This is a genomic window from Streptococcus sp. 3705 (genome assembly GCF_013277145.1).
Lineage (GTDB): Bacteria > Bacillota > Bacilli > Lactobacillales > Streptococcaceae > Streptococcus.
Map to the genome: position 1 here is coordinate 15490 of NZ_VMMJ01000001.1, position 12306 is coordinate 27795.

Consider the following 12306-nt stretch of genomic DNA (forward strand, 5'->3'; position numbering starts at 1 on the left):
TTTCCAAGGAGATTGATATTAGTTTATAGCTCTCCAATCATCATCGGTCTTGTTCTTGGATATAATCCATGGTTCACTAATCTCAAAAATTTTAAACTCATGGTATTTATCTTTAGAATCAAAATATGATATTCTAACCTCATCAAAATCACTATTAAATTCTTTTTGAGAAATAGCAAAATATAGATCAAATCTTTTTATTTCATAAGCATCAATTAGAAATGAATACGCTCCATTCTCACCATAAAAGAATTTCTCATTTGCTTTTTCAGAAAAAGTAACTTGTCTCATCTTTCTAACCTGTTCGCCTCTATCGTACAGAACAAGATTCATATTTCTAATAATTTGCTTTCTAGACTTTGTATTATGAAGCTCAATTGACAAAGGAACTCCAAAGACCATTCCATTTACTGAATTATCAAATCCCCAAACTCTGCTTATTAGTTTATGGGAAGTCGACTTAATATAAATCTTAACTTTTCCTCTATTGGATAAACTAGTTGAAACGATTACTTGCAATAGAAATCCTATAAAAGAACCTATGAGCGAAAATAAAGCAGAATAAACTAACAAAGTAAACTCAAAGTGCTGAAATAAATCATTCAAATTCATTTCCTCCTTAAATAAACATATCTTGCAAGAGCTTCTTTTTGAGTGTTTCCAATTGAGAAATTTTTTCTTGGTGAGAGTTGATGAGGTTATCGAGGTTTGAGAAGTAGGCACCGATGGCTTGTTGTTCAGGGAGAGATGGGATAAATACTTTTTTCGATAGTAATTCCCCTTTAGTAATACCCTTTATTGATGTTCCTTGAAGTTGGGTAACCTCCTTTTGAAGTAATCTATAAAGCAAATATGCTGTGAACTCTATATTTGATTTAAGATTTGAGAGTGATAAAAAATCCTGACTTGTTGCGTATTCATGACGCAAAACCGCTAACTTCCCAACTCCAACTCTCGTAACAACCGCAATTGAATCCTTTGGTATTATTTTGGCTGATGAATTTTCCAAACCTTTCTCAGAAATACTTTTTTGAACTTTAATCTCAAATAGACAATTTATCCCTAAGTCAGATGACTGAATCCAAGGAATATCCCCATCCCAATATTCCTGAACATTTGTTTTTGGAGTGCCACCACTTTGAAAGTCATCAGCTAAATCATTAATTTCACAAAGCTCCCACTCACCTTCAAATCCATCCAAACGAATCTCAGGGACTGTCTGTCCAATCTTGGGAAACATCTTGGAGAGCATGGTCGCCTTGAGAGATTGGTAGTTGGTCAGATTATCCTTGTAGCTTGCAAGAAGGTCGTCGAGGGTGCGGAAAAGAGAGCCGATAGCAGTTTGTTCTTGAATATTAGGCACATTAACCTTTATCGTCGCTATATCACTAGCATTGTATGAAGGAAGGGCACCGATTTGTGCATACTTGGGCAAATATATCGTTTGAAATAATGTCAAACCAAAATCTTTATCCCATGATTTATTAAGAGAATAACTCATAGTATTATTGTCAATCAGAAAAGTTTTAGTAACTAACCGTTTTCTATTTAACATCAATGCAGCACCGACTTTGGCAAAGATGATAGCTGGGGTGTCTTTAACAACATTCCAGCTATTTTTCGCAATTTGCTCCTGTGTAACATAATTGTTTGCATTTCTCATCTCAGTTTCATTTCCAATATTATTCATATCAGAAACCTTAAAAAATGGAATTCCTTCTGTACCACCTTGTTGACTATCTGGAAAGCCTATACCTGATTTAAAACTTCCCAGCTGACCTAATTTGTAATTATCCTACTTGTTACTAAACTTTTCAAATCTTATTCTGGGATTACTCTGTTTCATCATTTAAATCTCCACTAAAATATATCTAACAATACCATGGCATACAATGAGGGATTCCCCCATTCTTATAGGGGATAACATTCTCTTTACAATAATGGTAAAGTTTTGGAATTCTATTATCATTTAAGTAGGATAATAATGTTTCTAAATCATCAAAATTTTTACCATTAAAATAAAATATAGGTGGTAATAAAGCATCTTCATTTTTTCCACGAGCAAACAATTCTAAGGCCAAAAAACCATCAGAATAGCCTATGTCATAGTAGGCTCGTAAATATTCATCTTCACTCATCCTTAGGTTAGATAAATATAAATAACTATGAATAACCTCATGAGTATAATTTGGAATTAATATTTTCCCTGATTTTTTATCTGCTATGCATCTTTGAAAAGCATGTATTAAACCATCTTGGTAGGCAATTGTCAATAATAGTTCAGGATACTCTTGCAAAATTTCATGAAACTTTTCATCATTCATCCAACTTAAATGTGCATTTATCAAAATTTCATTTGTATCTTCTGCAAAACGATATACCATACTGTCAATCAGAGTTCCTTGCTGAATAAGTTCATTTTTCAAAGACTTAACAAAAAATGTTCCATCAGTAATAATCGGGATTATATTTTTAGGGTGCTTCTCCAACCACTTTTCATCAATTGTCACTAAATAAAATTGATTTGCAAACTGTCCCAAATCATCTGAAAGAATTTCAATAATTTTATTCAAATCTTCGTCACCGAAAGAAAAACCTACAAATACTACTGTTTTTGTTGATAAGATAGTTTTTAACCTATCCCCAATAGGTTTTGTTGACAATTTTTTATAGCAATTTTCATAGTCATTCTCAGTTGCAATAATTGAACCTATATTTTTAATAGAACCATGAATTTTAAAAACCCTTTTATCAAATGTATCCCACAAAGCAACATCTTCATTATAAATAATTGGAAACATATCACAATTGTCTTCAAACAAAGTATCCCAATTAGTTGTTATCACAGTGCCAACCTGTGGAATTTTAGCAACTTCTTTGTGAAATTCTGAAGCAATACCATATAGTTCCGGAAAATTATCGATCATTTGAAATCTTCTATTTATCCTTTTAAATAGTTCTTTTCTACCATTTACGACATTTTCACAAAACAAACTCATCAACTTAGAAAAGGATAGATTATCATCTACTTCAATATGATTTTTATATTCCAACTCATCTTTTATATCCGTATAAAATGAAGTAGGCATAACTTTTTTTGACTCTGTACTTACACCTGCACCACAGAACAATACTAAATCTCCGTTAATTGTTGCTTGAATGACATCTTCAGGCAATGTAAAACCATTCTCATTGTCAGATTCTCTGCCCCCTTCAATAAGTTTTCCTTTAACTTTTACCATCATTTCTACTCCATAATTCTGTTAAAATAACATCATCACTATTCGGTCTAATTATTTCTTCTTTATCTACTTTCACAAATACTGGAACTTGAATAGCATTACCAGTAATTATAGCCTCTCCTTTACCTAAACTAGGAATTTTATTAAAGGAAGTTTTATCCAGCGTAGGCATAGTATTCACCAACATTCGTAAATCATTATCATTAACCAATCTATGGATGAAATAATTATGAACTTGTGAAAGAATAGTCGGTGAAATATCTGCCGGTCGTTGACTAGATAACGTTAAGTAGAAACCAAATTTTCGCCCTTCCTTAATGATTTCCTCAAAAATACTCAATCTGTAGTCCTGCCAAGTATCTCCTACAGAATGATTTTGAGCATTTAAAATATTATGTGCTTCATCAATAATTAAATGACTAGTACATGTAACATCTTCTCGATTTATATTCTCTTTCTGTTTATCATAAACCATTTTTGAAATAAGCATTGGAATTAGTCTGGTAATCTCCTGATTAGCATGTACGAGATTAATAATATTTAGACTGGAAAAATCTCCATCAATACTCTCTTTAACTTCAACAACTTTTTTCAAACTATTTAGAGCTGTATCAATTCTATGAAATAAAGGATTAATATGCTCAATGTTTGTTGATTTCCAAGCTGATTGATGTACTTTTTGAAAATCAAGATGAAACTTCAATTTGTCAATTTCTGGGAGTGCGTCAAATTTATTACATAAAGCTTCTTCAATTTCATTAATTCGTAGATAATGTATTTCGGAGTTTTCTATTGGAGTATTCGCATTAATTATATAGCAAGTATCACCGTTCCTCTTTGTAAAATAGGATTCACGTGCAGAATTGTAATACAAATTATTTTTTAAGACAGTAAATAAATCACTGTTAATGTATTTCTCTGCAATCGATGTCCAATTATCTTTAGAATCCAAACTCGCAGAATTCCCAGTAGTTAAAATCTTTTTCAATGTTCCCACAACAAATCTTGCAATACTAGTACCATCAAATTTATTCTCCTCCCATATTTTAAGCGCTTTTCTCAAAAATGGCACTTGTGTAGCTATTGTTGCTCCAAATAGGATTGACAAAATATCAGGATCAAATAAATAATCTGAAGTGATTGGAATTTTATTATTGGTTTGATTTCTAGTATCTATATCAAACACCTTCTTATTTTCTATGACATCAAAACTATCATCTTTTGTATATTCACCATTAAAATCAATAACATAGAATTTTGAAAGCTCTAAAATTTTTTCTCTATAGTCAGACCGAAATAATTCTAAAAATAACTTATGCAATGTATTTGATTTACCGCTACCAGTATTCCCAAAAACACCAATATGGGAGGCAAAAATCTTATTAATTGATAAAGGGATAACTTGACCTTCTAAGATTGATTTTCCAATAGAAATTGTCGGCTCAGACGTATTAATCCCATATATTAATTCTAAGTCTTTTTTTGAAGTAATACATACTTCATTACCAATCATAGGTACATATTGACTTGTTACTTGAAATTCACCTTTTTCAATAACACCTTTAGTTTTCAAATGAACAATTCGATTTATAGAATTCTTTGAAAATCGATTGTCAAATTCTGTACTTCGAATTGTATTTTGTTGATCAGCAACTTTTTCAGTAACAACAGAAGCGATAATTTTTACATTATTCTGCAAAATTGTCAGATATGCTCCGATTTTTGCACCTTGTAACACATCACCATACCATAGATATTCAGCATCATTAGATAAATGATACATTCCAACTTGAGAAATATCGCCATCAACACCTACGATTACACCTAATTTTTTCACAACTCGATTCATTATACTTCATCATCCTCAATGATAAATAACTTTGTCAGACTACTTATATCAAAATTCCCACTTGTACTCAAAATGTTCTTATTTTCGACTTCCAAATCACATGGTAACACTATCTGAAGATTCCTAGGAATATTATCAAGAGATAAGTTCTTCTTAATAACATCAAAATCGCTATCAGCATAGCAAAATATATAAATCATTAACTCTGGATTCTTTAAGGATCTCCTTATCATCTTGGCAATATGATCATCTTGAAAAGAAAATCCTATAACAATTAACACTGATTGAGGTTTATCTAACTCGAGTTGGAATATTCTTAACATATCATGAAAATGATTGTTAAGATATGTTTCTTGTCCTTCAAGTCCAGTAGGTCTAACAACAACTGGGTGATTAACAGTACACGTTCTTATTAGAATCTGATTATTTTCGCCTCTTTCCCAATTCATAGATCCGTGAGGTTTAATTAAGGAAACTGAAGGAAGCTCATTTAAATAATTTTCATTTAATCCTCTATACGCCACACTTTTATTATAATTAGAACTATCTAACACTTTATAGAAATAACCATTGGAACCATCATTAAATATGAAGTTATCGTTTTTCATTAATAAATCCAAGGCTCTTTCAATAAACAAATCATAATTTGTTGTAAAAACATTAACACTCTTTGAAACCGTTCTGGAATTTGAAATGTAAAGCAATGTAATTACTTTTTCTAAGAACCTTACATATCGTTCTAATACAAAATCAATACTAATCTCAAAAGTGGTAAAATTCTTTAGTTTAGTAAAATATTTCGCAGAATACAAAATCTGTTTATCCATTTTTTCAACAAAATACTTAATTCTATCATTATGATTAAAAGGTAAAAAAGAACTAACTTTCAATATATGTTTTTCTAAATTTTTATTCGCTATATCTTTAGAGACAATTATACCATTTTCATCCTTAGCAAAGTGACTCATTAAAGGTATTGATGGATAAGATACACCCGAGCCAATTAAAATATTCAGTTTCTTAGTAAGTATATTCTTTTTGAATTGTTCCACTTTAAAATTTAAATTCTCCATAATAATTTTTCCTTTTATTAGCTGATGATAAAATATAAATATCCATTTTCAATGCAAAATGTAGTCTAATATTACTTTCTATTAAAATTATACCACGAAACTACAAAAATCCCCTTAGAAATCCGCTTCTAAGGGGTTGTCTTTATCCTGCTGCTTGGGCTGGTTCTGCTGGTTTGGTCTTTTTATCTTTCTTGCTACTAGTGATAAGACGGCGTTTGCTATCTCGGATGCTATTGAGTTCCTTGAGGAGTTGAGTCAGGTGTTCCTTTTCAGGATAGGCTTCTGCACTGGCTGCGGTATAGCGCATAAAGAGGTCGTAGCTGGTTGAAAGTTCAGTACGGAGTTGTCTGGTCTTGCCAACTTCCTTGGCAGACTTAGAAGCACGCGCCTTACTTTCCACTTGGTCATATTCCTCTTGAGCATTGACCACAGCCGTCAGCATAGGTGTCAGTCCTAGACTGGTCACTGCCTCATGATAGGGTGTTTCACTAAGCGTTTTGAGAAGACTCTTGATTTCTGCCGTCTCCACATCATTGCTGTGCTTGGTGATGTCCTTATACTTAGCAAAGACTGGTTTCAGAGTTTCATGAGCTTCTTTGAGCTTGGCGTCCTTAATCTTAGCAAATCCTCTATGAAGGGTAAAGAGACCGACCAAAGCACTATCACGATTGCGATCAACTTCTGTCAGATTACTAGACTCTTTCGTTTCCACCGCCGCAAGTTGAGCTTGAAAATCATCTAGCTTGGTCTTGAAGGGCTCCAAATGCTTGGCATACATGCCCTCGTCCTTGTTTGCCTTAGAAAAAGTGGTCAAACTTTGATGAGTATCCATCATCAGGCTTTCAAACTCACGATTGGTAAAGTTACTATAACTAAGTGGACGAATAGCGTATGTTTTTGTCATGATGATATTCTTTCTATTTTTCATTATGTAAACTTTTAAAATAATTCTAACAGTTACTTTAAAAGATTTATTCCGCTTCCGCTCAACTGTCATTATTTCCATCTAAAACGTACTTTTCAGGACAAATCAGACATTTTCAAATTAAAAAACCCCTATCTGATGGACATACACTCCGTCCATCAGATAGAGACTCTTACTATTTTTAGATTTTACCTTTTCGAGTTTTAGAATACATATAAAATTTAGTAAATATGACTATTCGAAAGCTCGAAGACCTCAAAACTTTTGTAGATAAGTAATTCGAAACGTAGAATACTTGTAAATTTATGTAATTGCAATCATTCGAGGCTTAGAATACATGTAAACTTTAGGAAGTAGGCCTATTCTAAGTCTCGAAGAGCTATCTTCCAACCCTCAATGGCTCAATGACTTCCTCCACTAGTTGGGTATAGGCTTCCTTGATTTGTTTTTTATAGAGGAGAGGATTGAGGGCATCCGCCACCTCTAGCTTATAGTCCTGATAGCGCTGGCTCTTGGTCAGCTGACTTTCTCCTAGTTGTTTTTTCGCTCCCTTACGGTAGTGTTCGACATAGTAACGGAGTTCATCCTCACCGACATACCAGCGCTTGCTAAAGACTTTGATATGTTGCTGGATGACAGCCTCAATCATCTGATCCAAAATATTTGCGATAGACTGACCACGATAGCTTTTCGGATGTTCTTGTACCTCTCTCCAAAGTTCAGTGATGATCTGAGCAAGATTGGGATTGGTCTTCTCAAGACTCTGAATATAGTTATCCACGGCTTCCCTATCTTGAGCGCTTAGGTTCTTTTCTTGACTCTGACCTTGTTCAATCAGGCTTTGGATTAAGGTCAAGATATAGGCATAGTTAATTTCGTCCACTTGGATAGACTCCAGTTCATAGTGGATATCAAGTGGCTCTCCATCGTCATCATCCTCTACTCGGCTTTTTAATTCTGCAAGGACATTTCGATAAAGTCCCAGATACCTTTCCAACTTCTCTCCATCAAGTCCCGTCTGACTGTAAAGTTCTTCCTCATCATACTCTTTGTACACTCGGATAGAGGCTAAATATTTATCAAAGGCTTGATAGGTTTTAGCTAGTTTCCTCAACTCAGGTGTAGAGATTTGCTCGATTTGGAGTCCTTCCTCAGGATCATCGGTGATGAGATTTTGGAAATCACTGCAACTCCGTAAAAAGTTCCTCTTTTCCTCTTCCCAGCTAGGGGCTAGGACCTCGTTTTCACCACCATTTGAGTAGAGCTTGAGGGCATTATCCACTGCTTCCTTAAAGGCTAGGGGCTTTTGGAAGGTGATGATATGACCGTAGGTCTTACTAGAATCAAAGATACGATTGGTTCGGCTAAAGGCTTGGATCAAGTCCTGCGGTTGCATGGGCTTGCGGTCAATAAAGAGAGTTGATAGACAAGGGGCATCAAATCCCGTTAGGAGACGATTGACTACGATGACTAAGTCCAACTGTTCATTTCGATAGAGGTATTTGTCATGCTTTCGAGCTAGACGGTTATTGACATCCGTATTAAAACCACGCAGATCCGCCATGGTAAAATGGGTATCAAACTCTTGGTTATAGTCCTCTAAGACCTGCTTCATGTGGTCTTGATTGGCTCTTGAGTCTTCTTCATTTTCTGTGACCGAGTAGGTGATGGTCGCCTTTGGAAAGTCAGGAAGGACCTGCTTGACCCTTTCCGATACCTTAACCCTCGTCTCCCCAGCCTTGACTCGTTTGAGGAGGTCATAGTAGGCTTGGGCTTGAGGGATGGATTTAACGGTTAGGATGGCATTGTAGGTCTTACCAACTCCTTTTTGGAATCCTAGCTGTTGACGGGATTTATTGATAATGGCATCCAAGACTTCCAGCATATGCTCTTCATCTTCGTAGACAGTATCTGGTATGTCATTTTCAGATTTATCCGTGATGAGGGTATTGCGATAATCTACCTTAAAACCTAAAACTGCTCCATCATGGATGGCTTCCTTGACTGTATACTCATGGAGACGGTCACCGTACTGTTGCTGGGTGGTTTGAGCTAGGTCACCGACCTGCTGGCGTTTATTTTCCTTAAAGATAGGTGTGCCTGTAAAACCATACCAGAGAGACTGTGGGAAAAAGGCCTTAATGTCTTTTTGTGTTTGAGGTGTTACGGCACGGTGGCATTCATCCACGACAAAGGCCACTCGAAGATCCTTGATTTTGTCCGCATCTCTTTGGTAAAGACCTTGTTCAAACTTGCGCATCATGGTGGTGATTTTCTGGATGGTCGTTACCACCACACGCTTATCATTGCTTCCTAGTCGCTTGACCAAATCATGGGTATTATCCGTCTCATCAATATCAATGACATCATTGGTCGCATAAGAGAGAAAAGATGAAGTGGTCTGTTGGTCCAAGTCCCTGCGGTCAACGACAAAAATCGTCTTTTGGATAGATGGAATCTGGAGGAGATTCCGAGCTACCTTATAGGAGGTCAGGGTCTTCCCTGAACCTGTCGTATGCCAGACATAGCCTGATGCTTGCTGGCGAGAGGCTTCTTGCACTGCTTCGATGGCGTGAATCTGGTAGGGACGCAGGAGGATGAGAGTCTTCTTGCTATCATCAAGGACAGAATACTGCATGACCATCTGATGAGCACGAGGGATGGAAAGGACTTCGTGGGCAAAACTGGTCAAGCTCGTTATAGGTTGGTTGTCCTTATCCACCCACTTGGTTAGAAATTGCTTGTTGAGTTTATTTTCCCTAGCTGCAGCGATATAGCGTGTATCTACCTTATTAGTCACAACAAACATCTGTAAGCTAGAGTAGATGCCACGGAACTTGCCTTCACGGTCATACTTTTTGATTTGATGAAAGGCATCTAGAAAAGCAACTCTGGGACTTTTAAGCTCGATCTGAACCATTGGAAGGCCATTGATCAAGAGGGTCACATCTAGCCTGCGGTCTTGATCCTGAGGATTTATCTTATCTCTCTCGACTTGGTTGACAACCTCATAACTGGACTTACCAGCTGCGATATTGTCTCGCCAAATGACAGATAAACGGATAGTCCCCAAACTAGCATCTTCTCTCTGAACCTCAACCTTGGCAATGCCATTTTCGCCGACCAACCACTTGGCCGCATCATAGTAGCTAACAAAGTTCAGTTGATTCTTTATCTGGCGTTTTTCCTGTTCTGTTAGAGGATAATCTGCCAATAGAGTCACGTTGTTCTGGGCTAGCTTTTCAAAGAAGTTTTCCCATAATTGTTCTTCAGTTTTAAGGTCATCTCTGTAAGTCCATTGACTTTCCCCAGTTACCAGTTGGTTGATCAGTTGTTTTTCTATCTCCAGTTCTGGTTTTACCTGCATCATACTCTCTCCTTTGCTACTTGTCTGCTTCCTTTATTATAGCATGTTTAAGCTCAAATTCCATCACTCTTCCCATATCAAAAAGACTCATTCCCCCTTTCTCCTCCAAAATATGGTATAGTAGAGTTATACTATCTATGAGGAGTTTACATGTCACAGGATAAACAAATGAAAGCTGTTTCTCCCCTTCTGCAGCAAGTTATCAATATCTCATCGATTGTCGGTGGGGTTGGGAGTTTGATTTTCTGTATTTGGGCTTATCAGGCTGGGATTTTACAGTCTAAGGAAACCCTCTCTGCCTTTATCCAGCAGGCAGGTATCTGGGGGCCACCCCTCTTTATCTTTTTACAGATTTTACAAACGGTCGTCCCTATCATTCCAGGAGCCTTGACCTCGGTGGCTGGGGTCTTTATCTACGGCCACATCATCGGGACTATCTACAACTATATCGGGATTGTGATTGGCTGTGCCATTATCTTTTATCTGGTGCGCCTCTATGGAGCTGCCTTTGTCCAGTCCGTCGTCAGCAAGCGCACCTATGACAAGTATATCGGCTGGTTGGATAAGGGCAATCGTTTTGACCGTTTCTTTATTTTTATGATGATTTGGCCCATTAGTCCAGCTGACTTTCTCTGTATGCTGGCTGCCTTAACCAAGATGAGCTTCAAGCGCTATATGACCATCATCATTCTGACCAAACCCTTTACCCTCGTGGTTTATACCTACGGTCTGACCTATATTATCGACTTCTTCTGGCAAATGCTTTGACACATAAAAAATCCGTTTGGTTTCCCAAGCGGATTTTGTGCTTTATTTTGAAACTTCTTTTGCAAGGACAAAGTTTCCAAGAGTAGCAGAACCATTTCCTGCGACTGCTGGAGTGACGATGTAGTCACGCACATCTGGTACTGGTAGGTAGCCATTAAGAAGAGATGTAAATTTCTCACGGACACGGTCCAACATGTGTTGTTGAGCCATGACCCCTCCACCAAAGACAATCACGTCTGGGCGGAAAGTCACTGTTGCATTAACCGCAGCTTGAGCGATATAGTAGGCTTGAACATCCCAAACAGGGTTGTTGAGTTCAATGTTTTCCCCACGTACACCTGTACGAGCTTCCAAACTTGGACCAGCTGCATAGCCTTCCAGACATCCCTTATGGAAAGGACAAACACCGTTGAATTCTTTTTCAATATCCATTGGGTGTCTAGCAACATAATAATGACCCATTTCAGGGTGACCCACACCACCGATAAACTCACCACGTTGGATGACACCTGCACCGATACCTGTACCGATTGTGTAGTAAACCAAGTTTTCGATACGGCCACCAGCATTATTACGGGCAACCACTTCACCATAAGCAGAGCTGTTTACGTCTGTAGTGAAGTACATTGGCACGTTGAGGGCGCGACGAAGGGCACCAAGTAAGTCCACATTTGCCCAGTTTGGTTTTGGAGTCGTTGTGATAAAGCCATAAGTTTTTGAGTTTTTATCAATATCAATCGGACCAAACGAACCGACTGCAAGACCAGCAAGGTTGTCAAATTTTGAGAAGAACTCAATGGTTTTATCGATTGTTTCGATTGGAGTTGTTGTTGGAAATTGTGTTTTTTCTACAACGTTAAAGTTTTCATCACCGACAGCACAAACAAACTTTGTACCGCCCGCTTCCAAGCTTCCATATAATTTTGTCATGATAAACCTCTTGTTTTTATTTTCTTTATTATAGCATATTTCGAAAGTCTAAATTTCTCTATTTTTTAGATTTTCCTCTGTAAATCTTACCATTCAAGCAAAAACGAACAAACATGTCATTTGTTCGTTTTCATTGTGAGAGGGAATATTGT

Annotated in this window: 9 protein-coding genes and 1 pseudogene; 1 reads left to right on the forward strand and 9 read right to left on the reverse strand. The window is 36.7% G+C overall.

All coding sequences use genetic code 11. The annotated features are described in order from the left end of the window. Positions 1–18: 18 nt before the first annotated feature. The 8 genes and pseudogenes from HT714_RS00070 to HT714_RS00100 form a co-directional block, all read right to left on the reverse strand. Positions 19–606 (reverse strand): hypothetical protein, encoded by a 588-nt coding sequence (locus tag HT714_RS00070; RefSeq protein WP_142358431.1) that lies wholly within the window; start codon positions 604–606, stop codon positions 19–21. Between the two features lie 13 nt (positions 607–619). After that, positions 620–1252: a restriction endonuclease subunit S gene (locus HT714_RS09835; RefSeq protein WP_345789539.1), complete on the reverse strand. Its 633-nt coding sequence runs from the start codon at positions 1250–1252 to the stop codon at positions 620–622. 57 nt (positions 1253–1309) lie between these two features. Beyond that, positions 1310–1780: pseudogene (locus HT714_RS09840) on the reverse strand (restriction endonuclease subunit S); the annotation flags it as partial. 91 nt (positions 1781–1871) lie between these two features. Further along, positions 1872–3245, reverse strand: coding sequence for an SIR2 family protein (locus tag HT714_RS00080; protein WP_239683538.1), 1374 nt, complete (start codon positions 3243–3245; stop codon positions 1872–1874). Next, on the reverse strand, positions 3229–5091 hold the full coding sequence (locus HT714_RS00085; RefSeq protein WP_173226829.1) for an ATP-binding protein: 1863 nt from the start codon (positions 5089–5091) through the stop codon (positions 3229–3231). The genes HT714_RS00080 and HT714_RS00085 overlap by 17 nt, the downstream gene beginning before the upstream one ends. Next, a complete protein-coding gene (locus HT714_RS00090; protein WP_173226831.1) occupies positions 5091–6164 on the reverse strand; it encodes an SIR2 family protein in 1074 nt (357 codons plus the stop codon). The genes HT714_RS00085 and HT714_RS00090 overlap by 1 nt, the downstream gene beginning before the upstream one ends. 142 nt (positions 6165–6306) lie before the next feature. After that, the gene (locus HT714_RS00095; RefSeq protein WP_173226833.1) at positions 6307–7068 is read right to left on the reverse strand and encodes a DUF6261 family protein; all 762 of its coding nucleotides are present in this window, start codon (positions 7066–7068) and stop codon (positions 6307–6309) included. Between the two features lie 400 nt (positions 7069–7468). Further along, on the reverse strand, positions 7469–10459 hold the full coding sequence (locus HT714_RS00100; protein ID WP_173226835.1) for a type I restriction endonuclease subunit R: 2991 nt from the start codon (positions 10457–10459) through the stop codon (positions 7469–7471). 147 nt (positions 10460–10606) lie between these two features. On the opposite strand from HT714_RS00100, the gene HT714_RS00105 reads away from it, so the two are divergent. Next, a complete protein-coding gene (locus tag HT714_RS00105) occupies positions 10607–11224 on the forward strand; it encodes a TVP38/TMEM64 family protein (RefSeq protein WP_000076168.1) in 618 nt (205 codons plus the stop codon). A gap of 42 nt (positions 11225–11266) precedes the next feature. On the opposite strand, the gene scrK is transcribed toward HT714_RS00105, so the two are convergent. Next, positions 11267–12154, reverse strand: coding sequence for a fructokinase ScrK (gene scrK, locus HT714_RS00110; protein ID WP_000164316.1), 888 nt, complete (start codon positions 12152–12154; stop codon positions 11267–11269). Positions 12155–12306 lie beyond the last annotated feature (152 nt).

What these genes read in the sequence shown, in the direction of transcription:
- HT714_RS09835 (WP_345789539.1), bottom strand. Translation starts at nt 1,252, where the DNA reads ATGCTCTCCAAGATGTTTCCCAAGATTGGACAGACAGTCCCTGAGATT.
- HT714_RS00080 (WP_239683538.1), bottom strand. Translation starts at nt 3,245, where the DNA reads ATGATGGTAAAAGTTAAAGGAAAACTTATTGAAGGGGGCAGAGAATCT.
- HT714_RS00085 (WP_173226829.1), bottom strand. Translation starts at nt 5,091, where the DNA reads ATGAATCGAGTTGTGAAAAAATTAGGTGTAATCGTAGGTGTTGATGGC.
- HT714_RS00090 (WP_173226831.1), bottom strand. Translation starts at nt 6,164, where the DNA reads ATGGAGAATTTAAATTTTAAAGTGGAACAATTCAAAAAGAATATACTT.
- HT714_RS00095 (WP_173226833.1), bottom strand. Translation starts at nt 7,068, where the DNA reads ATGACAAAAACATACGCTATTCGTCCACTTAGTTATAGTAACTTTACC.
- HT714_RS00100 (WP_173226835.1), bottom strand. Translation starts at nt 10,459, where the DNA reads ATGATGCAGGTAAAACCAGAACTGGAGATAGAAAAACAACTGATCAAC.
- HT714_RS00105 (WP_000076168.1), top strand. Translation starts at nt 10,607, where the DNA reads ATGTCACAGGATAAACAAATGAAAGCTGTTTCTCCCCTTCTGCAGCAA.
- scrK (WP_000164316.1), bottom strand. Translation starts at nt 12,154, where the DNA reads ATGACAAAATTATATGGAAGCTTGGAAGCGGGCGGTACAAAGTTTGTT.